At 70.5% G+C, this 24,913-nt stretch carries 25 protein-coding genes and 1 tRNA gene; 17 read left to right on the forward strand and 9 right to left on the reverse strand.

The genetic code is table 11. The annotated features are described in order from the left end of the window. Positions 1-206 precede the first annotated feature (206 nt). A tRNA-Pro gene (locus VHA73_01265) sits at positions 207-283 on the reverse strand. 79 nt (positions 284-362) lie between these two features. Further along, the gene (locus VHA73_01270) at positions 363-770 is read right to left on the reverse strand and encodes a response regulator (protein HVX16635.1); all 408 of its coding nucleotides are present in this window, start codon (positions 768-770) and stop codon (positions 363-365) included. Positions 771-951: 181 nt separating this feature from the next. Here VHA73_01270 and VHA73_01275 point away from each other — a divergent pair, with 181 nt between their 5' ends. Beyond that, on the forward strand, positions 952-1,317 hold the full coding sequence (locus VHA73_01275; protein HVX16636.1) for an STAS domain-containing protein: 366 nt from the start codon (positions 952-954) through the stop codon (positions 1,315-1,317). A gap of 42 nt (positions 1,318-1,359) precedes the next feature. Here VHA73_01275 and VHA73_01280 read toward each other — a convergent pair whose 3' ends face one another. Then, the gene (locus VHA73_01280; GenBank protein ID HVX16637.1) at positions 1,360-2,532 is read right to left on the reverse strand and encodes an ArsA family ATPase; all 1,173 of its coding nucleotides are present in this window, start codon (positions 2,530-2,532) and stop codon (positions 1,360-1,362) included. Continuing rightward, positions 2,529-3,575, reverse strand: a complete 1,047-nt coding sequence (locus VHA73_01285) for an ArsA-related P-loop ATPase (protein HVX16638.1) — start codon at positions 3,573-3,575, stop codon at positions 2,529-2,531. The genes VHA73_01280 and VHA73_01285 overlap by 4 nt, the downstream gene beginning before the upstream one ends. 40 nt (positions 3,576-3,615) lie before the next feature. On the opposite strand from VHA73_01285, the gene VHA73_01290 reads away from it, so the two are divergent. The 7 genes from VHA73_01290 to VHA73_01320 all read left to right on the forward strand — a co-directional run bounded on the left by VHA73_01290 (position 3,616) and on the right by VHA73_01320 (position 9,386). After that, a complete protein-coding gene (locus VHA73_01290; GenBank protein ID HVX16639.1) occupies positions 3,616-4,890 on the forward strand; it encodes an NfeD family protein in 1,275 nt (424 codons plus the stop codon). Between the two features lie 175 nt (positions 4,891-5,065). After that, positions 5,066-5,320: a WhiB family transcriptional regulator gene (locus VHA73_01295; GenBank protein HVX16640.1), complete on the forward strand. Its 255-nt coding sequence runs from the start codon at positions 5,066-5,068 to the stop codon at positions 5,318-5,320. Between the two features lie 107 nt (positions 5,321-5,427). Then, entirely contained in the window at positions 5,428-6,426 is a 999-nt protein-coding gene (locus tag VHA73_01300) for an alpha/beta hydrolase (GenBank protein ID HVX16641.1), read from the forward strand. A 70-nt stretch (positions 6,427-6,496) separates the two neighbouring features. Then, positions 6,497-7,006 (forward strand): FxsA family protein, encoded by a 510-nt coding sequence (locus VHA73_01305; GenBank protein HVX16642.1) that lies wholly within the window; start codon positions 6,497-6,499, stop codon positions 7,004-7,006. Then, positions 7,003-7,854 carry a hypothetical protein gene (locus VHA73_01310; GenBank protein HVX16643.1) on the forward strand — a complete coding sequence of 284 codons (852 nt, stop codon included), beginning with the start codon at positions 7,003-7,005 and terminating at the stop codon, positions 7,852-7,854. Before VHA73_01305 ends, VHA73_01310 begins: the two co-directional genes overlap by 4 nt. Then, the gene (locus VHA73_01315) at positions 7,851-8,747 is read left to right on the forward strand and encodes an MBL fold metallo-hydrolase (GenBank protein HVX16644.1); all 897 of its coding nucleotides are present in this window, start codon (positions 7,851-7,853) and stop codon (positions 8,745-8,747) included. Before VHA73_01310 ends, VHA73_01315 begins: the two co-directional genes overlap by 4 nt. Positions 8,748-8,903: 156 nt before the next feature. Then, a complete protein-coding gene (locus VHA73_01320) occupies positions 8,904-9,386 on the forward strand; it encodes a hypothetical protein (GenBank protein ID HVX16645.1) in 483 nt (160 codons plus the stop codon). Positions 9,387-9,395: 9 nt separating this feature from the next. Here the strand turns inward: VHA73_01320 and VHA73_01325 are convergent, their stop codons facing one another. Further along, the gene (locus VHA73_01325) at positions 9,396-10,607 is read right to left on the reverse strand and encodes an Mrp/NBP35 family ATP-binding protein (GenBank protein ID HVX16646.1); all 1,212 of its coding nucleotides are present in this window, start codon (positions 10,605-10,607) and stop codon (positions 9,396-9,398) included. A gap of 109 nt (positions 10,608-10,716) precedes the next feature. Here VHA73_01325 and erpA point away from each other — a divergent pair, with 109 nt between their 5' ends. After that, the gene (gene erpA / locus VHA73_01330; protein HVX16647.1) at positions 10,717-11,037 is read left to right on the forward strand and encodes an iron-sulfur cluster insertion protein ErpA; all 321 of its coding nucleotides are present in this window, start codon (positions 10,717-10,719) and stop codon (positions 11,035-11,037) included. A 45-nt stretch (positions 11,038-11,082) separates the two neighbouring features. Here the strand turns inward: erpA and VHA73_01335 are convergent, their stop codons facing one another. Beyond that, positions 11,083-12,045 carry a hypothetical protein gene (locus tag VHA73_01335; GenBank protein HVX16648.1) on the reverse strand — a complete coding sequence of 321 codons (963 nt, stop codon included), beginning with the start codon at positions 12,043-12,045 and terminating at the stop codon, positions 11,083-11,085. 25 nt (positions 12,046-12,070) lie between these two features. On the opposite strand from VHA73_01335, the gene VHA73_01340 reads away from it, so the two are divergent. From VHA73_01340 to VHA73_01355, 4 genes are all read left to right on the forward strand, one after another. After that, on the forward strand, positions 12,071-13,654 hold the full coding sequence (locus VHA73_01340; protein HVX16649.1) for a 2Fe-2S iron-sulfur cluster-binding protein: 1,584 nt from the start codon (positions 12,071-12,073) through the stop codon (positions 13,652-13,654). 57 nt (positions 13,655-13,711) lie between these two features. Then, positions 13,712-14,077 carry a Rid family hydrolase gene (locus VHA73_01345; protein ID HVX16650.1) on the forward strand — a complete coding sequence of 122 codons (366 nt, stop codon included), beginning with the start codon at positions 13,712-13,714 and terminating at the stop codon, positions 14,075-14,077. An 81-nt stretch (positions 14,078-14,158) separates the two neighbouring features. Next, positions 14,159-14,317: a hypothetical protein gene (locus VHA73_01350; protein HVX16651.1), complete on the forward strand. Its 159-nt coding sequence runs from the start codon at positions 14,159-14,161 to the stop codon at positions 14,315-14,317. 139 nt (positions 14,318-14,456) lie between these two features. Next, positions 14,457-14,657 (forward strand): cold-shock protein, encoded by a 201-nt coding sequence (locus VHA73_01355; protein ID HVX16652.1) that lies wholly within the window; start codon positions 14,457-14,459, stop codon positions 14,655-14,657. A 141-nt stretch (positions 14,658-14,798) separates the two neighbouring features. Here the strand turns inward: VHA73_01355 and VHA73_01360 are convergent, their stop codons facing one another. Together VHA73_01360 and glnA (VHA73_01365) are read right to left on the reverse strand one after the other, a co-directional pair. Then, positions 14,799-15,485 carry a response regulator transcription factor gene (locus VHA73_01360; GenBank protein ID HVX16653.1) on the reverse strand — a complete coding sequence of 229 codons (687 nt, stop codon included), beginning with the start codon at positions 15,483-15,485 and terminating at the stop codon, positions 14,799-14,801. Positions 15,486-15,503: 18 nt separating this feature from the next. Further along, positions 15,504-16,862, reverse strand: a complete 1,359-nt coding sequence (gene glnA / locus VHA73_01365) for a type I glutamate--ammonia ligase (protein HVX16654.1) — start codon at positions 16,860-16,862, stop codon at positions 15,504-15,506. A gap of 187 nt (positions 16,863-17,049) precedes the next feature. On the opposite strand from glnA (VHA73_01365), the gene glnII reads away from it, so the two are divergent. Then, the gene (gene glnII, locus VHA73_01370) at positions 17,050-18,048 is read left to right on the forward strand and encodes a glutamine synthetase (GenBank protein HVX16655.1); all 999 of its coding nucleotides are present in this window, start codon (positions 17,050-17,052) and stop codon (positions 18,046-18,048) included. Between the two features lie 184 nt (positions 18,049-18,232). Beyond that, positions 18,233-19,657, forward strand: a complete 1,425-nt coding sequence (gene glnA, locus VHA73_01375; protein HVX16656.1) for a type I glutamate--ammonia ligase — start codon at positions 18,233-18,235, stop codon at positions 19,655-19,657. An 84-nt stretch (positions 19,658-19,741) separates the two neighbouring features. Here glnA (VHA73_01375) and VHA73_01380 read toward each other — a convergent pair whose 3' ends face one another. Beyond that, positions 19,742-22,492: a bifunctional [glutamine synthetase] adenylyltransferase/[glutamine synthetase]-adenylyl-L-tyrosine phosphorylase gene (locus tag VHA73_01380; GenBank protein ID HVX16657.1), complete on the reverse strand. Its 2,751-nt coding sequence runs from the start codon at positions 22,490-22,492 to the stop codon at positions 19,742-19,744. An 83-nt stretch (positions 22,493-22,575) separates the two neighbouring features. Between VHA73_01380 and VHA73_01385 the strand changes: the two genes are divergently transcribed. Continuing rightward, complete coding sequence (locus tag VHA73_01385; protein ID HVX16658.1) at positions 22,576-24,333, forward strand: NAD+ synthase; 1,758 nt, start codon at positions 22,576-22,578, stop codon at positions 24,331-24,333. An 82-nt stretch (positions 24,334-24,415) separates the two neighbouring features. Beyond that, a complete protein-coding gene (locus VHA73_01390; protein HVX16659.1) occupies positions 24,416-24,898 on the forward strand; it encodes a hypothetical protein in 483 nt (160 codons plus the stop codon). Positions 24,899-24,913 lie beyond the last annotated feature (15 nt).

Genomic DNA, 24,913 nt, shown 5'->3' on the forward strand with positions numbered 1-24,913 from the left:
CGGTTGCGTCGCTGTCGGCGCTCGGGCAGTTCCTCGCCCAGCCGTTGCCACTCGACGGGACCGTGGCCGGCGCGGCGCACGTGACGATCCGCCCGCTCGCCTGAGCGCTTCTGCGCGCAGAATCCCACCGTGGCGGTCGCCTTTGGCGCGCGGAACGTGATCTGACGCCTCGCTGGTCCGGTGCCACGCGGGCGACACCAGGGATCTGGTCGGGCTGGCGGGATTTGAACCCACGACCTCTGCGTCCCGAACGCAGCGCTCTACCAAGCTGAGCCACAGCCCGTCGGATTGGCGATGCTACCCGACCCCTACGCGCGCTCCGAACGGAGAGCGCGGGGTGGCCTCGCCAGATGAGGACCCGGTCAGGACCCGACCGGGGTGCGCGGCTGCTCCTTGTACTCGCCGCCGGCGAGCAGCGCTTGCGACGCCTTGCGCAGCCGGAACGCGTCGATCGGCTTGAACAGCCAGCCGTCGGCTTGCGAGCGCTTGGCGAGGAACAGGTCGGCGTCGCGGTCGAGCAACATGAGGATCGGCGTCACCGGGAGCCGGCCCTTGCCTTCCTCGAGCCGCAGGTCGAGGCAGGTGGCGATGCCGCCGAGGTTCCCGATCTGCATGTCGAGGATGACCAGGTCCGGGTTGTCGGCGCTCGCCGCGGCCAACACGTCGGCCCCCGCCCGCACCCGACGGATCGTGGTGTCGGGCTCGATCAGGGCGGCGGCGACTTCGTCGAAGGCCCAGTCGGCGTCGGTGGCAAGCAGCACGTCGGTCACGAGCGGCGAGGATAACCGCGCCGCCTCCGATGGCTCCATCCGGGTCTGGTCCGGGACGGGCCCGCAGCGAGCTCGGCGACCTCTGATCCGGTGCGCGCCCACCGAGCGGGCGGGGGCGGCCGCTCCGGGCGACCCACCTTGTAAGGTCGACCCGTCGATCCCCACCCTCCCTGGAGGACGCGTGCTCGAGATCGAAGTGGTCGAAGAGGCGGCCGGCCACACCTTGTGTCGTCCGGTCGGTGAGCTGGACGCCTACACCGTCGGGCAGTTCCGTGAGGCGCTGAGCTCGGTGTCCACGGCCCCCAGGTTGCTGATCGACCTGTCGGAGGTCCCGTTCATGGACTCGGCAGGCCTCGGCGCGTTGATCGGTGGCATCCGGCGGGTGCGCGAAGCGGGCGGCGAGGTTGCGGTGTCGTGCAGCCGCCCCACCCTCACCCGCCTGCTCCACACCACCGGCTTCGACCGGATCGTGCCGGTCACCGAATCGGTCGACGAAGCCGTGGCGGTGCTCAACGGCCAGGCCGACGAGGACGACAGCTCGTCGTAGCCCCACCGCCGATCGGCGGATGCCCCGACCGGTCGAGGCTGGTCAGGCCGGTTCGACGAACAGGTGGCCGGCCAGCTCTGCCAAGCCCACCAGGTCGTGCACGTCGGAGCTGAGGAACGGCACTCGCACCACGGCCGACGATCCGATCGACTCGGACAGGCCGACGAGGTGCTGTTCCTCGCGCTCGGCCACGAGCGCGAAGTCGGCGAGGTTGCGGTACAGGTCGCCGAGGTCGGACCCGGCGTGCCCGTCGGCGAGCGCTCGCACGGCGCCGGGGGGCGCGTCGGTGAACTTGGGGTGCATGCGGTTGACGATGAGGGCCCGCACGGGCAGCCCAGCTTCCCGCAACCGGTCGGCGAAGAACTGCGCTTCTTCGACCGTGTCGCGCTTGGGTGACGCCACCAGGACGTAGCTGGTCGACGGATCGGTCAGCAGCTCCAGAACCTCGTTGGCGCGGGCGCGAAAACCTTCTTCCATCCCTTGGAAAGCGGAGAAGAAGGCCAGCGCGTCGTCGAGCACCTCGCCGCCGACCACTTTCGACAACGTTCGGAGGAACGCTTGAGCGGCCACGTTGACGGCCCGCATCATCCCGCGGGTCGGGGCCATGAGCGTGCGGTACAGGCGATGGTCGAGGAAGCGGGTGAGGCGACGTGGCGCGTCGAGGAAGTCGAGCGCGTGCCGGGTCGGCGGGGTGTCGACCACCACCAGGTCGAACGACGAGTTGGCGTGCAGCTCGTGCAGCTTCTCCATCGCCATGTACTCCTGCGTGCCCGACAAGGCGCCGGAGATGTTGCGGTAGAAGCGGTTCCCGAGGATTCGCTCGGCCTGTTCGGGTTCGGTGGAGTAGCGCTGGACCAGCTCGTCGAAGGTGCTCTTGGTGTCGAGCATCACGGCCCACAGCTCGCCGGCCCAGTCGCCGGGGATCTGCCGGGGGGTGTTGTCGATCGAGCCGGACAGCCCGAGCGCGTCGGCCAGCCGCTTGGCGGGGTCGATGGTGACCACCACGGCACGGCGGCCGACTTTGGCGGCCTCCATGGCCAACACCGCGGCGGTGGTGGTCTTGCCGACGCCGCCGGATCCGCACGTGATCAAGATCGTGCTGGAACGGACCAGCTCGTCGAGCGTGGTGGGTTGCGCGTCGGGTACGACGTCCTCGCCGGTGGCGGCCTCGGTCGGCTCGGCCGACTCGGGCGTGGTCGCCTTGCGCGGGCTCATGTCGCTGCTCCAGAGCCGGGCTCGGTGTCGACGGGCGGCGGGCCGGCGGCGCCGGTCACCTGCCCCACGCCGAGCCGGCTGGGGTCGAGGTCGGCGATGTCGGCGGTGAGGCGGTCGGCCAGGACGTCGAGCTCGGCCGGGCCGAGATCGGCCTCGAAGAGGTAGGGCAAGCGGAGCTGCGGGAGCGGGAGCTGTTCGGCCAGGCGGTCGACCTGGTCGCGCTGCAGCGCCTCGCGATCGCGCCGGAACGCCGCGGCAGCCGCCAGCTCGTCGGCCTCGCGGCTCTTGAGCTTCACGCCGGCGGCGGCTGCGGCTTCGCTCGGCGGTCGCTCGATCCCCGCCAACTCTGGATACAGGCCGTTGACCACGACGGGCGCCAAGCTGATGCCCACCCGATCCTCGAGGGCGTACGCCGTGTCGATCAGCTCGTTGACCGGTGTCTCCTCGCCGAGTGTCACGAGCACCACCTGGCATCGGGTCGGGTCGGTCAGCAGCGCCAGCACGTCGGCCGCCTGGGTGTGGATCGGGCCTACCCGCACGGCGTCGAGCAGCGCTCGGGCCGATTGCAGGAACGTGATGGCGTGGCCGGCGGCCGGCGCGTCGACCACGATCAGATCAGGGTGGTCGTCGGCCCGTTCGAGCTGCTTGATCTTGCCGAGCAACAAGATGTCCTTGATGCCGGGCGCGGCCGTGGCCACCACATCGAGCGCACCGCTCGACACCAAGCGCTTGGAGATGCGACGCAGGCCGTGGTCCTCCAGGTACTCGAGCAGCGCGTCGTCGGCCGTGAGGGTGCGGGCCAGCAGGTCGGCGCCACCGTCGGGCCCGCCGCCCGGCACGAGCACTTGTTCGTCGTAGCCCAGGGGTGGCTGGCCGAACATGGCGGGCAGGCCGCTCTTGCCTTCGACGTCGATGATCAAGGTCGTGAGACCGGCCCGGGCCGCGGCGCGGCCGAGCGCGGCGGAGACGGTGGTTTTGCCGACGCCTCCCTTGCCCGCAACGATGACGACGCGGGAGGTGGCGAAGAACTGGCTCGGATCCACTCCGGGTCCTCTCGAACGACGGCTCATTCCGGAGATGTACGTGCGCAGACTAGTGACCATCACCGTGTTGCTCGGTGTTCTCGCCCTGCTCGTGGGCGTGGCACCTGCCACGGCGGGCGCGGTGGAGGGCCGCCCGACCGCCGACCCCGGCGGGAAGCTGCACATCGTGAAGGTCAGCGGCCTGCTCGACCCTGTCCTCGCCGATTTCGTCGCCCGCTCGATCGACCAGGCAGAGCGCGACCACGCCGTCGGCGTCGTGTTGCAGCTCAACAGCAGCGATGCCGTGGTGAGCGACCGTCGCCTCGCCGACCTCGCCGAGCGGATGCACGACGCCACCATCCCGGTGTCGATCTGGGTCGGCCCGAGCGGGTCCAAGGCCAAGGGCAAGGTCGCCCAGCTGCTCGGCGTGGCGAGCCACGTCGCGGTTGCACCCGGCTCGAGCATCGGCGACACCGGCGACGTCGTCGTCGACCGCAGCCTGCTTCGGCCGGCGTTTCGAGCCCAGCTCGGTCGCTTGCACGACGCCACGATGGGCTACCAGAGCGCCCGGAGCACCGGCGTGGCCACCAACGACGGACCGGTCCTCGGCGAGTTCATCGTCGGGCTCCCTGGCGTGAAGACCAAGACGCTCGAGACCCCCGAGGGGCCCCGTCGCCAGCCCGTCACCTCACCGGTGTTCAGCCAGCTGCCGGTGCAGACCCAGATCTTCCACACCGTGGCCAGCCCCTCGGTCGCCTACCTGCTGTTCCTGATCGGGATGGTGTTGATCGTCCTAGAGCTGTACACCGCGGGCGTCGGCGTGGCGGGGTTGGTGGGCGCCGGTTGCTTCGTGCTCGGGTGCTACGGGTTCGGCGTGCTCCCCGTCACCGGGTGGGGCGTCGGGTTGTTGGTGTTCGCGGTGCTGGCGTACGCGATCGACGTGCAGACCGGCGTGCCGCGGGTGTGGACGGGCATCGGCACCGCAGCGCTGATCGTGGGCTCGGTCATGCTCTACGACGGCCTGTCGATCTCGTGGCTCACGCTGATCGTCGGCGTCGCCGGCACCGCGCTGTTCATGATCTTCGGCTTGCCGGCGCTGGTGCGCTCACGGTTCTCGACGCCGTCCGTCGACCGGGAGTGGATGGTCGGCCTCGATGGCGAGACCGTGGAGCGGCTCGGCCCCGACGGCACGATCCGGGTCGACGGGGCACTGTGGCCCGCCCGCGCCGCCGAGGGCGAGCTCGGTGCGGGTACGGCGGTCACCGTGCGCGGGGTCGAGGGGCTGTTGCTGCTGGTCGGTCCGGACGGCGCCAGCGGCCACGATCCGGACGAATAGCGCGCATCTGCCTACTGAACGTGGCCAACGGCGTTCGAGTGGTGCTCGGCGCCGATCGGCGAAATCTCGGCCGTGACCTGCGAATGTTCGCGGAGATTGGCACTTTTGCTTACAAAAGTTCAACCTTGTCACGCCCGCGCGGCCGGTCGTAGGGTCCGGAGCGAAAGGGGGCAGGTTGAGCGCACAACGAGCTGACGACGCCTGGCAGGTTCGGGCGGCATGTCGGGGGCCTCAGGCGGCGGTTTTCTTCCCACCGCCGACCTTCGAGCGGAAAGAGGACAAGCTGGCACGGGAGGGGCGGGCCCGGTCCATCTGCCAGACGTGTCCGGTCCGCCAACCCTGTCTGGACTACGCCATCGCCATCAAGGAGCCGCACGGCATCTGGGGCGGCCTGAACGAGGCGGAGCGCAAGCACCTCCTGGCCGGCTGACCGAGTTCGCGCCACACGGGCCGGGGGACCCGGGACGGCACCCGATGCATCGCGCCGCCGCCATGGGGTTGCGCGACGGGGGCTCGTCCACCATCTACCGTGAGCCCATGGCGATGACCGACGCGCGGTCGGCGGGCAGCAGGGCCGCGAACGGAGCTGGGGGCGCGTCTGACGTGGCCGCAACGATGCTGCGCGGTGGCGACCACCACGAGCTCACGTGGCACCGGACCTGGCTCGACGACCGACCGGTCCACTACGCGAGCGGCGGCGAGGGCATCCCCGTCGTGTTCCTGCACGGCTGGGCGCTCGGGCACCGCGCGTACAAGCACGCCATCGCGCGCTTGGTCCGGCTCGGCTGCCACGTGGTCGCGCCGTCGCTCCCGGGCTTCGGCGGCACCGGTGATCTGCCTCGGCGGCACTTCTCGATGAAGGGCTACGGCGACTGGGTGGCCGCCTTCCTCGACGCCGTGGACATCGACGAGCCGGCGTTCGTGGTCGGCCATTCGTTCGGTGGTGGCGTCGGCATCGCGTTCACCCATCGACACCCCGGGCGCGTCCGCTCGCTGGTACTGGTGAACTCGATCGGCGGACCCACCTGGAAGGCCGGGGCCAACGTGCGCTCCATGGCCGAGCGGCCGATCTGGGACTGGGGGGTGCGGTTCCCGGCCGACCTGTTCCCCATCACCCAGGTCACCCGTGTGGCCCCCGCCATCTTCGAGGAGCTGGTACCGAACCTGTTGCGCAACCCGATGGCGCTGTGGCGGGTGGGTGCGCTCGCCCGTACCGCCGACCTCACCGCCGAGCTCGAAGAGCTGAAGGAGCGCCAGGTCCCCGTCGTGGCGTTGTCCGGCGTGCGGGACCACGTGATCCCGAAGGACAGCTTCGACGCGCTGTGCCTCGCGCTCGGCGCGGAAGGTCAAGTCGTCGACGGCGGCCACTCATGGCTGCTCGCCGATCCCGACGAGTTCGGCGAGGTCCTCACCAACCACTTGCACGTCGCGCAGCTCGCCCGCGACCTCGAGCGCGCGCCGGCCGAGGCGCGACGGTGGGGGAGCCGGGTCTGGCGCGGCATCGCCCGCACCGCCGGCGACGGCCACTTGAACTGACCGCCGCGCGGTGCCCCGCACCCGCCGATCCCGCAGCGCCAATCGAATGGCGCACCTCTAGGCTGGGGTGATGCTGCTCCTGCTCCCGCTGCTCGCCATCGCCGAGCTCGTGGTTCTCGTGCAGGTGGCGCACCACCTCGGATGGCTCGACGCACTGTCGTTGTTGATCCTCGTGTCGATCGTGGGCGGCTGGCTGGTCAAGCGGGTCGGTCTCGGCGTGGCACGGCGGGTCCAGCACCAACTCGACGCCGGCCGCACCCCGCACCGTGAACTGCTCGACGGCCTCTTGGTGTTGGCCGCAGGCGTCTTGCTGTTCGTCCCCGGCTTCATCACCGCGACGGCAGGGTTGCTGCTGCTGTTGCCCCCGGTGCGCACCGCGATCGCGAACGTCGTCGCCAAGCGCCTCCAGCGGCGCATCGAGCGTGGCGCCGCCTCGTTCCGGCGCGGGTTCTTCTTCGTCCGCGGTCCAGTGATCGACACGGGCGGCCACGAGCGCGGCCCCGGCGGCGCGCCTGCGGGCCGACAGCCGCCGGCGGGGGCGATCGACACCCATTCGGTGTCCGGTCCGCATGACGCATGACGCCTGACGCCGTCCCGTTCCGCGACGTCCCCGTCCGCGAGGCGGCGACGGTGATGCTGCTGCGCGACGGGGACGACGGCGTCGAGGTCTGCATGCTGCAGCGCCAGCACAGCTCGGCGTTCGTGGGCGGCATGTACGTGTTCCCGGGAGGGGCGGTCGATCCTGAAGACCACGACCCGCGCTGGGGCGGCCGCATCAGCGGGCTCGATCCGGAGCTGGCATCGGCCCGACTCGGCGTCGAGCGCGATGGCCTCGCGTACTGGGTCGCAGCGGTGCGCGAGAGCCTCGAGGAGTGCGCGCTGTTTCCCGCCTTGCGGGCCGACGGCACCCCGTGGCGAGCGCTCGACGAGGCCGAAGCGCAACGGTTCGAGCGTCACCGATCGGCGCTCGATGCCGAGGAGACCGACCTCTTCGCGATCTGCGAGGAGGAGGACTTGCGACTCGACGTCGGCGCCATGCACTACTTCGCCCGGTGGATCACGCCTCCCGGCCCGCCTCGGCGCTACGACACGCGGTTCTTCCTGGCTGCCGCGCCCGAGGGTCAGGTCGCGGTGCACGACGGCCGCGAAACCATCGCGTCGCGCTGGGTGCGGCCCGGCGACGCGCTGGCCGCCGAGGCCGAGGGCACCTTCACGATGTTGCCCCCCACCGTGGCGACCTTGCGAGCGCTCGACATGTTCGGCTCCACCCGTGAGGCCCTCGCGGTGGCCGCGGAGGCGAACGACCGCAACGCCATGACGACCCACGCGATCGGCGACGAGAACGGGCTGCGGATCCCCCTCCCGGGCGAGGTCGTCTCGATGGCCTTCGACGCTGGGCCGGACGTCGCGGGCGAACCCCACACATGACCCGCCGCAGGCATCCCGATCCCGGCGACGACGACGGCGACTCGACCCCGGTGCCGCCCACGCTGGTGGTGGGCGTCGCGGCGGCCATCAGCCCGCTGGTCCGCCGCATCTTGGCCCCGAATCCCGGCATCATGACCGGTCCCGGCACGAACACGTACCTCGTGGGCGTCGACGAGATCGTGGTCATCGACCCGGGTCCCGACGAAGCCAGCCACCTCGATGCGATCGCCGCGTGCGGGGGCGACCGGATCCGTTGGATCGTCTGCACCCACACCCACCCAGACCACTCGCCTGGCGCGGCGGGGCTCAAAGCGCGGACCGGCGCCGAGGTCCTGGCCTTCGCCGACCGCGACGGCCTGGAGTGCGATCGCCACCTCGCCGGCGGCGACTCGATCGAGGCCACCGAGTTCCGCCTCACTGCGGTGCACACACCCGGCCACGCGTCGAACCACTTGTGCTTCCTGCTCGAAGAGGAGCGCCTGCTGTTCTCGGGGGACCACGTGATGCAGGGCTCGACCGTGGTCATCAACCCACCCGATGGCGACATGGCGCAGTACCTCGACTCGCTCGAGCAGTTGCTGGGCTTGCGCCACGCCATGAAGGCCATCGCTCCCGCGCACGGCCACGTGATCGACCAACCGCACGATCTCGTGCGCGCGTACCTCGAACACCGCCGCGACCGCGAGGCGCAGGTGCTCGCCGAGCTGGGCCCCGAACCGGTGCTGGTGCCCTCGATCGTGGAACGGATCTACACCGAGGTGGCGCCGGAGCTGCACCCCGTCGCGGCCCGATCGGTGTGGGCTCACCTGCGGAAACTGCACGCGGACGGCTTGGCGAGCTGCGAAGACCCGGACGATGTCGACGCTGGGTGGAGGCTCCGACGCGGGACGTGACCCGGTCTCTGACGTTCCTTTCCCGTCAGGTGTTCATCACGTAAAGTTTCCCGTTACCTCACGCCCATCGGCTCCGCCAGCCGCCGCCACCCGAGTCCGACCCACATGCCGCCTCCCCTTCCCGCCCGAACCCCTGCGCGCCTCCACGATGAGTCGTTGCGCCCCGACCGGACCGGGCGCGGGGTGCTGACGGCCTTCGGCGTCGTGGTGGCCCTGCTCGTCAGCGTCGTGCCGGCTGTGCTGCTGATCGTGCTCGGCCAGTGGCCGATCGGCGTGGGCGTGATCGCCGTGGCGGTGGTCGTGGGTGTGTGGCGCACCGCTCAGGTCGGCGTGGATGCCGATGACGCCGGGATCACCATCCGCCATGCGTGGAGCGTCGAGACCATCCGATGGAAACGGGTCGAGCGGCTGGTCGAGGACCGTCGCGCCTGGCTTCCGGGCGTGATCGTCCCGACCCTTCGGCTCCGCGGGGACGGCCAGCTGGTGCCGCTGCTCGGGGCGGTGTGCGCACCGGGCGGCGACACCGTCGAGCGACTGCGCCGCTTGCACGGACGCGCGGTGGTCGACTGGCGGACACAGCCGATCACGGCGTCGCCGACCGCCGCCCTCGGCCACCCCGAAGCCCCCGCGATCGGCTGACGAGCATCGTCAGCGGCTGATCCGCACCGGCGCGGCCACAGCGGTGGTGGCGTCCGCAGCCGGCAGCCGGGCCGAGCATCCCGCCATCTGGCGGGGCGGCACGATCTCGTCGTGCAGCTGCGCGGCGATGGACCGGAACGCCTGGGCGGCGGGCCCGTCGCCGAGCGCCGACGGCTCGCCGGCATCGCCACCCGCCGCAACGGTCGACTCGAGCGGGATCGAGCCCAGCAGCGGCGCGCCCGCGTCGTGCGCCAGGGTTGCGCCCCCCCCGGAGCCGAACAGGGGATACGTCTCACCGTGTTCGCACGTGAAGTCGCTCATGTTCTCGATCACGCCGGCCACGCGCAAGAAGTTCTTGCGCGCCATGTCGACCACCCGGCCCGCCACTTTCTGCGCGGCGACAGCGGGGGTGGTGACCACGATGACCTCGGCCCGGGGCACGAGCCGAGCCACACCCATCTGCACGTCACCGGTGCCGGGCGGCATGTCGACCAGCAAGTAGTCGAGGTCGTCGCCCCACGCCACGTCCTGCAAGAAGTGCTGGACGCCGCGGTTGAGCATCAACCCCCGCCACATCAGCGCGGATGACTCGTCCTCGACGAGGAAGCCCATCGACACGACGCGCACCACGCCGTCGCCGATGATGCGCTCGTTGGGAAGCATGAGTTTGCGGCCGTCGCGCTCGGTGCCGGCGAGGCGGCCCGAAACGCCGAGCATGCGGGGCACGGAGAAGCCCCAGATGTCGGCGTCGAGCACGCCCACCTTCAACCCGCGCTCGGCCAGCGCGGCAGCCAAGTTCACCGTGACCGACGACTTGCCGACCCCGCCTTTGCCCGAGGCGATCAGGACCACTTGGGTGTTGGGACCGATCGCCGTGTCCTCCGGGCGTTCGGACGCCTTGCGCCGGGCGGTGTCGAGCGCCGCGCGCTTTTGGTCCGGTGTCATCTCCGTCCACTCGATGCGCACGTCGGTGACGCCCTCGACGGCGGCCAGGCGGGTGCGCACATCGCGCTGGATCTGGGCACGCAGCGGGCAGCCGGCCGTGGTGAGCGCCACAGTGACCGCGACCGAGCCGTCCGGATCGATGGCGACCGCCGGCACCATCCCGAGGTCGACGATGTCGCTGCCGAGCTCAGGGTCGATCACCGCCCGCAGCAGGTCGCGGAGGTGCTCGGGGGTCGGCCGGCCGTCGTGCGCGGCGGCGTCGGTGAGGTCGGGCATCGTCGCCGATGGTACCGGCGGGGTGCCCGACTCCGGCCGGCGTCGATAACATGAGGGCTGCTGCCATCCGAGCGACGCTCCACCAGCAGGCATATTTCAGGAGGAACCCGTGATCGCGCTCACCGACACCGCTGCCGACAAGGTCAAGGAGCTCATCGACGCTGAAGGCGAAGATGGCCTCGCGCTTCGTGTCGCGGTCCGCCCTGGTGGGTGCGCCGGCTTCAGCTACGAGATGTTCTTCGACTCCGACGTGGCGGGTGACGATGTCACCGCCGACTACCGGGGTGTGAGGGTCGTGGTCGACGCGTCGAGCGCCATGCTGCTCGAGGGCGCGACGCTCGACTACAAGACAGGCCTGCAGGAGTCGGGGTTCTCCATCGTCAACCCCAACGCGCAGCGCAGCTGCGGCTGCGGGCAGAGCTTCTCGTAGCTCGACCCGAAACCCATCGTTCGGCGGCGCGGGCGCGGCGCCTGATCAACCCGCCAGCGAGTTCAGCGCCGCCGCAGCTTCGGTCTGGTCGAAGACGTTGTCGAGCCGGCCCTTGATCGTGCCGTCGGCGTTCACCAGCACGAGCGTCGGCTCGAACTCGAGCTTCATGGCCGCGATGAGCGGCGTGAGGTTGCCGGGGGCGCTGATGTTCTTCGAGGCGATGGCGCCGCTCTTGTAAACCTCGTTGTGGATGAGGGTGATCCGCTCACCGAAGGCCGCTTTCTGGCTCACCAGCACATCGAGCACGGGCCCGCAGATCGCCGTCTGGCAGTAAGCCGGCGTGGCGATGAGCACGGCCACCGGTTTGGCGGCCTTCAGCGCCGCGTCGAGGCTCACCGTGTGGAACGGGCACTGCGGGCTCGCCGTGCAGATCGGGTCGACACCTTGGTGATCGGCCACCGTCGGAGTCGGGATCGACGGCATCGCGGCGCCCGCGCCGAGCGCGGTGATCTTCGACTTGTCGAACACTTGGAACGCGGCGGTGAGCGGCTTGCCCTTGATCGACGTCTTGGCCGTGTAGTCACCGGTGGCCGGCGGATCGAACACCAGCGGGTAGTAACCCTTCTGGAGACCTTTGTCGTGCAGGGCGACCGTGATCGGTGACCCGACCGGCCTGTCCTTGCCGTCGACCACCACGAACTCGAGCGACGCCGGTCCGGTGTCGAGGAACGCCCCTTCGCCGTTGGCGAGCGCGAAAGCGAGTCGTTGCGGCGCGCCGGGATACACGTAGGGCCCGTCCGAGAAGATCTGCAGCAGGACGTAGTCGTCCTGGCTGTTGCCGTTGGCGCTGTCGGACGACAGCGACAGGAGCCCGGTGGTGCTCGTCGACGAGGCGGACTTGCCCGACGAGCAGCCGGCGAGCACCGCTGCGCCCGCCATGCCGAGCGCGCCGCTCAGCAACGTCCTGCGGCTCAAGGCCCGGGGAATGCGCTCGTATCGGGGGGACACAGGGGTGAACCTAACCTCCGTGTTGATGCCTGCTCGCGCGCCCGACGCCGACCCTGCCACCCCTCCCGTCACGTTCCGGCTCGACGGCCGCGAGGTGACGGTGCCGGCCGGCGGCTCGCTGCTCGACGCGCTGCGGGACCGCCTCGGCGTTCGCAGCCCGAAGGACGGATGCAGTCCCCAAGGCCAGTGCGGGTGCTGCACCGTGCTGGTGGACGGCCAGCCGAGAGTGTCGTGCGTGACCCCGGTCAAGCGGGTCGCGTCGCGCTCGGTGCAGACCGTCGACGGCCTCGATCCCACCGTGCGCGACGGATGGGCGGCGGCGCTGTCCGCGACCGGCGGGTCGCAGTGCGGTTTCTGCACGCCAGGGATCATCTGCAGGTTGGAGGGATTGCACGCCAAGGGTGGCGCGCTCGACGAGCGGCCGGCGCTCGACCGGGCGCTGGCCGCCCACTTGTGCCGGTGCACCGGCTGGCAGACGATCCGCGAGGCGGCAGCGCTGGTGGGCGCGGCGGGTGGCGCGGCAGCGGTCGAGGCAGACGACGGCCGTGACCGGGACGCAGCGGCCGCCCGCGCTGCGATCGAGGGCCGCAACCCGCAAGCGGTTGGAGCAGCGGTGGCCCTGGGGCGGGGTGGCTTCGCCGATGACCTCGCGCCCGAGGGTGCGCTCGTGGCCGTGCCCGACGGCGCGGGTGGCTGGGCGGTGGGTGACACGCCCGCGGAGGCCCGCGCGGCCGCGGGCAAAGTGCAGGGGCGTCGCTCGACCATCGAGGTCGGGTACCCGATCGACGTGCCGGACGGCGATTGGGCCTTCACCTTGCAGACCACGTGGGTCGAGCCGGCGTACCTCGAGACCGACGCCGCGTGGTGTGCCCCAGGTGGCGAGCCCGCGTCGCCGCTCGGCAACGGCGGCGCGTTCGGCGGCAAGGTCCACTCCCCGGTGTCGGCCGCGGCTCGGGAGCTGGCCGACCGTCACGGCCGGCCGGTGCGGGTGCTGTGGTCCCGCGAGGACGCGGTCCGCGGCGGGCCCAAGCGGCCGCCGATCGGCGGGGGCATCGGAGCCGACGGTTCGGGCGTCGTCCGCGTGGCCCGCACACCGGGCGTCGCCGCCGCCATCGCCGCCGTCGCGCCCGAACTGCGGGTCGAGGAAGTCGACGTCGTCGGTCCGCCCACATCGGTCGATCTGCGGGCCGCGGGTTGGGCGGAGGCGCTGGTGCTGCGCTCTGCCGTCACCGGCGCCGGGCCGGTCCGCTCACCGGAGGGCGCGGAAGCGATCGCCGAGATCGCGGCCGATGGCGCGGTGCGGGTGCGCGTGTCGTGCGGCGATCCGCTCGATGCGGTGGTGTTGCGGTCGTACTGCATCGGTGCCACCCACATGGCGCTGGGGTGGGTGCGGTCCGAGTCGTTGCGCGTCGACGAAACCGGCGAGGTGCACGACTTGACCATCCGGTCCTTCGGTGTGTTGCGGGCCGCCGACACGCCCGTCATCGACGTCGAGATCGAACCGTCGGAGGACCCTCCGGTCAACGGGTCCGACGCGGTGTTCGCGGCGGTCGCCGCTGCCGCGTGGCGGGCGACGGGGTACCCGCCGCGCTGGCCGGTGGCGCCGTGACACCCACCGTTCGAGCTGCGGGGGCGCCGGCGCAGTCGCCGTGGTAGGACGATCCACATGAGCGACGCACCCACCAGCAAACCCGTCGGCCCCTACACCCCGGCTGTGCGGGCCGGTGAGTGGTTGATCATCTCGGGCCAGGTCGGTGCCGTGGAAGGAAAGCTGGTCGCGGGCGGATTTTCTGCCGAGCTGCGCCAGGCGCTCACGAACCTCCGCGGGTTGCTCGAGGCGAACGGCGCCACGATGGCCGATGTCGCCAAGACCACGGTCTTTCTCACGCACCTCAACGACTACGGCCGCATGAACGACATCTACGTCGAAGCCTTCGGCGACCATCGCCCCGCCCGCTCCGCGATGGCGGTCGCGGAGTTGCCGCTCGGCGCACTCGTCGAGATCGAGGCGTGGGCCCATCTCGGGTCCTGAGCAGGGGCGCCCGCGGCGACGGCCGCACGCGTCGCCGCCCGAAAGCTGGCACGGACCCCCTCGCATTGACAGACTGTCGCCGTGCTCGGAGGACTGCTGCTCATCATCGTGCTCGTCGTCGTGATCCCGCCCCTCGTCATCATCACCGGCTGCCTCGTGGCCGCCGCGCTCGGCTTCACGCTGAAGGACGATGGCGAGGTGCGCAACGAGGGAAGCGAGCTCCTCGATCTGAACATCTGACACGGGTTCGGGTCCTCGCGGCCGCCGCTGTCCGACCACCGTCCGCGCCCACCAGCCGTCACGACTAGGGTGAGCGCTTCGCAACTGCACCATCTGTAGGGCTCGTCACAGGGCGTCCCGCAGGAGAAAGGGGAGCCTCATGGCGACCGGTACCGTCAAGTGGTTCAACGACCAGAAGGGCTACGGCTTCATCGCCCGCGACGACGGCGCTGACGTCTTCGTGCACTTCTCGGCCATCCAGTCCAACGGGTTCCGCACGCTGGCCGAGGGCCAGCGCGTGGAGTTCGAGGTGACGCAGGGCCAGAAGGGCGACCAGGCCAGCCAGGTCCGGGTCATCTGAACCAACCGAATCAAGACGGAAGGGCCGCCTGCGGGCGGTCCTTCTTCGTTTTCCGACCACGTCACTCCCGCCGATCTCGTTCGGGGCACCTGACGGCGCCCCAGGGGGCGCGCTCCGATGTGGCCGAAACGGCGGAGTTGGTCAGGCGGACGACGACCAGCGCGACTGACCGAACCGGTAGCCCACGCTGCGCACCGTCTGGATCAAGCCGGCGTGCTCCTCGCCGAGCTTGGCTCGCAGCCGCCGCACATGGACATCGACCGTGCGGGCGCCCCCGTAGTACTCGTAGCCCCAGACCCGGCTGAGGAGCTGCTCGCGCGAGAACACCCGGCCCGGGTGTTGCGCCAGGAACTTCAACAGCTCGTACTCCATGTACGTGAGGTCGATCGGGCGGTCGTCGATCGCCGCCTGATACGTCTCGAGGTTCAGCACCAGCGCGCCGTAGGCCACCAGCTCCGCGGTCTCGGTGCCGCCCGTGCGCCACAGCAGGTGGCGCAACCGGGCCTCGAGCTCGCGGGGGTGGAACGGGTCGAGGCAGAACTCGTCGTACAACTCGTCGCGGAGCTGCAACTCGTCGAGGTGCGCGCCCGACACCAGCAGCAGCAGCGGGGCGACGGGGTTGTCGTGGCGCCGCAGCGCGCGGCACAGGCCGAACGCCGACTCGACCTCGTCGCCCACGACCACGACCGCGCCCGCCCAGCCCTCGTCGGGCTCGTTGCTGCGCGCTTCCGCCTCGTCGCTCACGGCCTTCCAGGCAAAGCCCGCCAGGTCGAGGGCTTTGGCCAGCTCGGGCGGCGGCGGGTCAGGGTGGATGAGGAGCGGTTCCATGGCGTCGGGCGGGTCGGTTCACCAGGCGGGCAGGTACCGGTGCAGCTCGAAGGGGGTGACCTCGGCCTTGTAGTCGCTCCACTCGGCCCGCTTGTTGCGCAGGAACCAAGTAAAGATGTGCTCGCCGAGTGTCGACGCCACCAGCTCGGAGGCTTCCATCGCATCGAGCGCGTCGGCGAGTGATTGCGGCAGGGCGTGGATGCCCTCGGCGGCACGCTCTTCGGGTGAGAGGTCGAACACGTTGGTGGAGGATTCCTCCGGCAGGTCGTAGCCCTCTTCGAGGCCTTTGAGGCCAGCGGCGAGGATGACCGAGAACGCGAGATAGGGGTTGCACGCCGGGTCGGGGGACCGGTACTCGATCCTGGTGGAGGCCGACTTGCCGGGCTTGGCGGGAGGGACCCGGACCAGGGCAGAGCGGTTGTTGCGCCCCCACGTGACGAATGTCGGCGCCTCGAACTGCGTGAGCGACCCGACGCCGCTGCCGATCACCAATCGCTTGTAGGAGTTCACCAACTGGTTCGTGACCGCGGTGATCTCGCGGCCGTGGGCCAGCAGCCCGGCGATGAACGCCCGCGCCACCTTCGACAGCCCCTCGGGGTCGGCGGCGTCGTGGAACGCGTTGGTGTCGCCTTCGAACAGGGACAAGTGCGTGTGCATCCCCGAGCCCTGCACTCCCGTGAGGGGCTTGGGCATGAACGTGGCGTACACGCCGTGTTGCAGGGCGATCTCGCGCACCATCAGCCGGAACGTCATCACGTTGTCGGCCATGCTCAGCGCGTCGGTGTAGCGGAGGTCGATCTCGTGCTGGCTCGGGCTGTCCTCGTGGAACGAGTACTCGACCGGGATGCCCATGGCTTCGAGCGCGTGGAGGGTCTGCTTGCGGAGGTTGCTCGACGCGTCGGCCATCGTGAGGTCGAAGTAGGAGCCGGTGTCGAGCGGTTGGAGGGGCGACCCGGGCTCGCCGTCCCGGAAGTAGAAGAACTCCATCTCGGGCGCGACGTAGAACGTGAAGCCGCGGTCGCGAGCCGCACGGAGGTTGCGCCGCAGCACTTGGCGGGGGTCGCCCTCGAACGGGCTGCCGTCGAGGTTGACGATGTCGCAGATCATGCGGGCCGACGCCTCGTCGTTGTCGGTCCACGGGAGCAGCTCGAACGTGTTGGGGTCGGGGCGCGCCAGCACGTCGGACTCCTGCACGCGGCTGAACCCGTCGATCGACGATCCGTCGAAGTGCATGCCCTCCTCGAACGCGGTCTCGAGCTCGGCGGGGGAGATCGCGAACGACTTGAGCTGGCCCAAGACGTCGGTGAACCAGAGGCGGATCAGCCGGACGCCTCGCTCTTCGACCGTGCGGAGCACGTACTCCTTTTGCGGTTCCACCGCGCAATTGTGCACCCGGCGCCCGGTCGAGGAGAAGCCGATGGGGTCGGTTAACGAAGCGTTCACAATGCGGCAACGATCGGGAAATCGGGCTCTGCGAGGGTGCGCATGACCACCGGTGGGTGCCGCTCGTTCCCGCCGGCCTTACCCTCGCCGTGTCCCCCACGGCGACTCACGAGGAGCACGCATGAGCTACAAGGCCGAGTACATCTGGATCGACGGCACCCAGCCGACCGCCCGTCTCCGTTCGAAGACCAAGATCCTCGCCGACGGTGAGGACCTCGGCATCTGGGGCTTCGACGGTTCGAGCACGAACCAGGCAGAGGGCAGTGCCTCCGACTGCGTGCTGCGACCGGTGAAGGTCGTCCCGGACCCGATCCGCGGCGGCGCCAACAAGCTCGTGCTGTGCGAGGTGCTCGACACCGACATGACCGCCCATCCCAGCAACACCCGGGCGGCGGCCGCCGAGGTCGCGGAGAAGTACGCGGCGAGCGAGCCGTTGTTCGGCATCGAGCAGGAGTACACGTTCTTCAAGGACGGCCACCCGCTCGGTTTCCCCGCAGGCGGGTTCCCGGCGCCGCAGGGCTTCTACTACTGCGGCATCGGCGCGGATGAGGTCCACGGTCGTGACGTCGTCGAGGCGCACCTCGACGCGTGCCTGGAGGCCGGCCTGTCGATCTCGGGGATCAACGCCGAGGTCATGCCCGGCCAGTGGGAGTTCCAGGTGGGCCCGCTCGGTCCGCTCGAGGTTTCCGACCAGCTGTGGCTGGCCCGCTGGTTGCTGTACCGCATCGCCGAGGACTACGGCATCTCCGCCACGCTCGACCCCAAGCCGGTGAAGGGCGACTGGAACGGCGCCGGCGCCCACACGAACTTCTCCACCAACGAGATGCGTGCGGGCTACGACCCGATCATCGCCGCTTGTGAGGCGCTCGGCACCAAGGCCGACGAGCACGTGCGCAACTACGGCGCCGAGATCGAGCACCGGCTGACCGGTGCCCACGAGACGGCGCCCTGGCACGAGTTCAGCTATGGCGTGTCCGACCGCGGCGCGTCGGTCCGCATCCCGTGGCAGGTCGCGATCGACAAGAAGGGCTACATCGAGGACCGCCGGCCCAACGCCAACATGGACCCGTACGTGGTCACTCGCCTGATCACCGACACGGTCTGCAGCGCCGCCCTCTGAGCGAGCGCCGCCGCCACCACCACGACACCACCGAGAACGGGGTGGGGATCTGGTCGCTCCAGCGACCGATTCCCCACCCCGTTCGGCGTTTTGTCCGGCGGCCCGTTCGCGGTCTTGGTCAGGGCTTGCGGGGGAGCGGCGAGCTGTGCAGGCTGTTCGGCGTCCCCCGGCCCAAGGAGCCCGCGTGGAAGAGCGCACCCCTGCCGAAGTTCTCGCCCTGATCGCCGACAACGACGTGGAGTTCGTCGACTTCCGCTTCTCCGACCTACCCGGCGTCATGCAGCACGTGTCGATCCCGGCGGCGCTGCTGACCGAGGACTACTTCGTCGACGGTCACGGGTTCGACGGTTCGTCGGTACGGGGCTTCCAGCAGATCCAGGAGTCCGACATGCTCCTGATGCCGGACCCCGACACCGCCTACCTCGACCCGTTCCGGGCACGTCCCACCTTGGTGCTGCACTGCTTCGTGGCCGACCCGGTGACCGGGGAGAGCTACAGCCGTGACCCGCGCTATGTGGCGCGCAAGGCAGAGCGGTACCTCGACTCGACAGGCGTCGCCGACACGGCGTACTTCGGGCCCGAGCCGGAGTTCTTCGTGTTCGACGATGTGCGCTTCGGCACCGAGTCGAACGGCAGCTTCTACCGGGTCGACTCGGTCGAGGGCATCTGGAACACCGGCAAGGACGAGCAGCCGAATCTCGGCTACAAGCCGCGCACCAAGGAGGGCTACTTCCCGGTGCCGCCGATGGACCACCTCGCCGACTTCCGGTCCGAGGTCTCCCATCAGCTCCACGAAGTGGGCATCGAGACCGAGTTGCACCACCACGAGGTGGCCAGCGGCGGTCAGAACGAGATCGGGATCCGCTTCGACACGCTGTCACGCATGGCCGACAAGCTGATGACGTTCAAGTACATCGTGAAGGCCACGGGCTGGGCCCAGGGCAAGTCGGTCACGTTCATGCCGAAGCCGATCTTCGGCGACAACGGCTCGGGCATGCATGTGCACCAGTCGCTGTGGCGTGACGGCCAGCCGCTGTTCTACGACGAGAGCGGCTACGCCGGTCTGTCCGACGTCGCCCGGTGGTACATCGGCGGGCTGTTGCACCACGCGGCCGCGGTGTTGGCGTTCACCAACCCGACCACGAACTCCTACAAGCGGTTGGTGCCCGGCTTCGAGGCGCCGGTCAACCTCGTGTACAGCCAGCGGAACCGGTCGGCCGCGTGTCGCATCCCGCTCGCGCAAAAGAGCCCGAAGGCCAAGCGTGTCGAGTTCCGCTGCCCCGACAGCACTTCGAACCCGTACCTGGCGTTCTCCGCCATGTTGCTCGCCGGCCTCGACGGCGTCGCCAACCGCATCGAGCCGCCCAAGCCGATGGACAAGGACCTCTACGACCTGCCGCCCGAGGAGTTGGCAAAGGTGCCCCAGGTGCCGGGCTCGCTCGAGGAGACGCTCGACGCGCTCGAGGCCGATCGTGACTTCCTGCAGGCCGGCGATGTCTTCACCGACGACCTCATCGACACCTGGATCGACTACAAGCGGACGCACGAGGTCGACGCCCTCCGCCTCCGCCCCCACCCCTACGAGTTCAGCCTCTACTACGACATCTGACAGGCCGGACCCGCCCGCCCCCCCCGCCACTCCCTGGCCACTCCCTGTTCTGGGCTGCTTTTTACGCGCTGGGACGCGTATTTTTCAGCCCAGAACGGAGTCGTAGAAGAGGCGGTCGACGACGCGGCGGCAGCGGCGGGTGACGCGGCGGTAGTCCTCGCGCAGCCCGCTGGCGTCGGTGCCGAGCGAACGGGCCAACACGACGAGGCGCTCGGGACGAGTGGGAAGCGAGTCGCCGGCCGCCGGGCCGTCGGTCAGGAACAGTCGGTTCCTGGCCTGTTCGCAGAACCGGTAGGCGTCGGCCAGGGCGGTTGCGTCGTCGGTGTCCACCACACCTGCTTCGTGCAGGGCGGCGAGCCCCTCCATGGTGCCGGCCCGCACCCGGCCCTCTCCGAGCGACGGGCCGTGCTGGAGCTGCAGGAACTGCACCGTCCACTCGACGTCGGACAGCGAGCCGCGACCGAGCTTCAAGTGGAACTCGGGGTCCTGCCCGGCAGGGATCCGCTCCCGCTCGACGCGGGCCTTCATCCGGCGGATCTCACGGGCCTCGGTGTCGGTCAGGCCGCGCAGGAGCCACGGCATCACGAGCGCCTCGAAGCGCTGCCCGACTTCCGTGGACCCGGCGACGACTCGTGCGCGGAGCGTGGCTTGCCGTTCCCAGGTCTGCGCGTAGCCGTCGAGGTACGCCGCGTAGCTCTCCAAGCTGCGCGCGACCGGACCGTCTCGGCCTTCCGGTCGCAGGTCGAGGTCGACGTACCACGTCCGCTCCGCAGGCGTCGACCCGCGCAACCGTTCGACGAGCGCTGCGGCCGTCGCGCCGGCCGCTGTGGCGGTGTCGACCGATGGCGCGACGCGCGCCCCCGACCCTTCTTCATCGGGTGCGTACACGAACAACAAGTCGAGGTCGCTGGCATAGCTCAACGCCTGGCCGCCGTAACGGCCCAGGGCGACCACGGCGAACGGCATCGTCGGCGCGATGTCCTCGAGTGCCGCTGCCACCACCGCGTCGGCCAAGCCGGACAAGGACCGCCCGGTCTGCTCCGGTGGGGCCTCGTCGAGCACGTCGGCCGCGGCGATGCGCAACACCTCCCGGTCGCGAAAGCGCCGCAGCGCCGTTGCCCGAGCCGACGCGTCGGGCCGCCACGCCATGGCCGTGCGGGCATCGGCCAACTGTTCGGCGGCGACCGGCGGCGGCACCGTCGCGCCGAGCTCGGCCAGGAGATCGGTGTTGGCGAGCACGATGTCGCCCATCCCGCGGCTCGTTCCGAGCAGACGGCACAGCCGGCGGGCGGCCTCGGGTGAGTCCCGGAACGCGGCGACGACCCGGTCGGCCTTTTGCCGCTCGCTCACCAGACGCCGAAGGCTCAAGAGCCCGAGGTCGGGGTCGGGCGAGTCGGACAGCCAGTCGAGCAGCAGTGGCAGGAACTGCTGCATGAGTTGGGAGGACCGGGTGAGGCCGCGGGTCAGCTCCGCGACGGCCTGGCGCGTCCGCTCGACGTCGGTGAAGCCGAACGCCGCGAGCCGCGCGGCCACCGCACCGGGCGCCAATCCAGGGTGGAGGTCGGGGCTGAGCGCGCCGTCGAGCCGAGCGAACTGCTCCAGCAGTGGTCGGAACCACAGCTGCTCGTGGTGCGCCCGAACGGTGGCCTTGCAGGCCGCCAGCTCGCGGTCGAACGTGACGACGGCCGCCTCCCGGGGCGTGTCACGAAAGCCCACCACCCGCGCCACCCGCTCCCGCTCGGCCCGGTCATCGGGCACTTGGTGGGTCTGGCGCCCGTCGCGCAGCTGCACGGCGTGCTCGATTCGGCGGAGGAATCGGTACGCATGGATCAGCCACTCCGCGTCGTCGGGATCGACGTAACCCCCCACGCCGAGGGCCGCGAGCGCGTTCACCGTGCCCCGCGCCCGCAAGGCGTCGTCGTGTCGACCGTGCACGAGCTGGAGCAACTGTGCCGCGAACTCGATGTCGCGGATTCCGCCAGGGGCTCGCTTGAGCTCGCGGTCCGTGCCACCCCTTGCGTCCATCACGAGCTGCTCGGTCCGCTGCTTCATCGCTCGGACCGCGCGCAGGTCGTCGGCCGTGAACGGCCGGTTCCACAGGTGCTCCGCGGCCGCATCCTGCCAGCGCTGCCTGAGGTCGACGTCGCCGGCCACCGGGCGCGCCTTGATCAGCGCTTGGAACTCCCACGGCTCCGCCCACCGCTCCCAGTACGCGGCGAACGAGTCGACAGAGCGGACGAGCGGCCCGTCGCGCCCTTCCGGCCGCAACGCGGTGTCGACCCGGTAGCACCGTCCGGCACGCTCGACCACCGCTCGGGCCTCGCGGGCGAGCGCGTCGGGGTCGCCCTCGCCGACGAACACCAAGTCGATGTCCGACGAGTAGTTGAGCTCCGCGCCGCCGAGCTTGCCCATGCCGATCACCGCGAGCTGGCTGTCCGGCGCGGGTGACGCGGCCCACGCGAGGACCCTCGTCGCCAGCTCCGCGAGGGCGCGAGCGGTCGTGTCGAGCCCGTCGCGGCCGGTGACGTCGCGAGCGGCGATGTGCAGGTAGGCGAGCTGTTGCCAGCGGGCGACCTCCGCGTCGGCGGCGTCGCCGGGGAACGGCGGTGGCGAGTCGAGGTCGGCCAGGACATCGATGGTCGCGGGCTCGTGGAGGATCAGGCGCGCCAACTCGCGGCTCGACGCCGCGACGGCCACCAAGGCCTGGGTCAGCGCCGGGTCAGCGTCGAGGCGGTCGGCGAGATCGCCGTCGCGTGCCGTCAGCTGCTCGACCGCGTCGCGGGCGGCGGACGGGTCTGATGACCGTTCGATCCGCGAGGCGAGGGAGCGGGGCACCCGCCAAGTCTGCCGCCCTCGCGAGCGCGCCGGCCCTGGCTCGAATCGGGTCTGTTGGCCGGCGGACTTCTACGCTCTGGGACGTGACTCGACTTCGCGTCGCCGCGTGCCAGCTCAACACCCGAGTGGGCGACCTCGACGGCAACGTGGCGCGGATCCTCGCAGCGATCGACGAGGCCCAGGAGGCCGGGTGCGACCTTGCGGTGTTCCCGGAGCTGGCAATCACCGGGTACCCGCCCGAGGACCTGCTGTTGAAGCCCGGATTCGTCGCCGACAACCAGGCCGCGCTCGAAGCCGTGGCGGCCCACACCCGGCGTTGCGTGAGTGTCATCGGGTTCGTCGACGCGGCCCGCGACCTCCACAACGCCGCCGCCGTCTGTGCGCACGGTGAGGTTCGCGGCGTCTACCGCAAGCGGGAGCTGCCCAACTACGCGGTGTTCGACGAGATCCGCTACTTCACACCCGGCGACGAGCCGCTGCAGCTGTACCGCGTCCGTGGCGTCCGGGTTGGCGTATCGATCTGCGAGGACGCGTGGAACCCGATGGGCGCCATCGCCCAGCATGCGGCTGGCGGCGCCGACCTGATCGTCAACCTCAACGCATCGCCCTACTACGAGGGCCGGCTCGCCGAACGGGAGCGCATGTTGGCCACGCGGGCCGCCGACGCCTCGTGCGCGCTGGTCTACGTCAACCAGGTGGGCGGTCAGGACGAGCTGGTCTTCGACGGGGCCTCGATGGCGGTCGACGCGTCGGGCGAGCTCGTCGCACGGTTCCCACAATTCGCCGAAGGCGTCTGGACCTTCGATCTCGACGTCCGCCCTGCGTTCCGCAAGCGTCTGGTCGACCCACGGGGGCGCAGGCCGGCTGCGGCGTTGCCGGTGGTCGACCTTGCCAGCTCCGCGTCGCCCGATCTGTCGCTCGCCGCCGACCCCACGCCGGTCGACGGGGTGGTGGGCGGACCGGTCGGTGGCACTTCGATCACCGCGGTGCTGGAGCCGGACGCGGAGGTGTACCAAGCGCTGGTCACCGGCACCCGCGACTACGTCGAGAAGAACGGCTTTCGCGATGTCGTGATCGGTCTCTCGGGCGGCATCGACTCTTCGATCGTCGCCACCATCGCCACCGACGCGCTCGGCCCCGACCGCGTCCACGGCGTCGCGATGCCGTCGCGGTACTCCAGCGAGCACTCGCTCGACGACGCGGCCGTGCTGGCCAAGCAGCTCGGCATCGACCACCAGGTGATCCCGATCGAGGGAGCCCACGCGGCGCTGCTCGACGCGCTCGCGCCGGCTCTCGAGGGCCGCGACGCCGACCTCACCGAGGAGAACATCCAGTCTCGCATCCGCGGGGTGCTCTTGATGGCGCTGTCGAACAAGTTCGGCTGGCTGGTGCTCACCACCGGCAACAAGAGCGAGACGGCCGTCGGCTACTCCACGTTGTACGGCGACACCGCGGGTGGTTACGCGGTGATCAAGGACGTGCTCAAGACCCGCGTGTACGACCTGTGCAGGTGGCGCAACGCCAAGGCCGGGTACGACCTGGTGCCCGAGCACGTGCTGACGAAGCCGCCGTCGGCCGAGCTGCGCCCCGACCAGCGTGACGACCAGTCGCTGCCGGCCTACGAGGACCTCGACCCGATCCTGCGTGGCTACGTCGAGCACGACGCGACCGTGGCCGACCTCGTGGCAGTCGGGTTCGACCGGAAGTTGGTCGAGCGGATCGTGCAGCTCGTCGATCGCGCCGAGTACAAACGGCGCCAGTCGCCTCCCGGTGTCCGGGTCACCGCCAAGGCGTTCGGCAAGGACCGTCGACTTCCCATCACGAGCGTGTATCGAGGCTGAGCCCGTGATCTTGCGACGGGGGAGGGGCGGGCGCCCCCGGGCTGCGAGGCGATGGCCACGGGTCAGAGCCGACGTGCTGGTCGTGTGCGGCTTCATCGTCGCGCTCGGTCTCTTGTTGGTCGTGAGCCGCGTCGCCGGGCCCGGGCCCCGTCACGTGGACCAGGTCGCGGCGGGCCCCCGCACGACGCGCGCCGCCCCCTCCACCACCGCGGCGACCACGACCACCGTCTACACGCCCCGGTCGTCGGTCCCGCTCACTGACGCGCCGGCCACGACCTCCGCCGAGGTGTCGACCCGCGTCGCCCCGCCTCGCATCGCCGGCGCGGTCTTCGACCCAGAGTGCGGCGCGGCGATCGCCGTGACCGTCACCGTGCTCACCGACCCGTCGGTCACGGTGTTGTCGGCGCTGCTCACCGCACCGGGCCAGACCATCGCGCTGGCGCCGATCGGCGGCAGCGACTGGCAGGCCACCGTCGCGGTGTCCGCGCCGATGGTGTTCCGCGTGTTGATCACCGATTCCGCCGGGGGGAACGCCAGCTTCGAGGGCACGCTCGCCCCCTGCTGAGCGGGCAGGCCATAG

This window comes from Acidimicrobiales bacterium, from assembly GCA_035547835.1.
Taxonomy (GTDB): Bacteria; Actinomycetota; Acidimicrobiia; order Acidimicrobiales; family Iamiaceae; genus DASZTW01.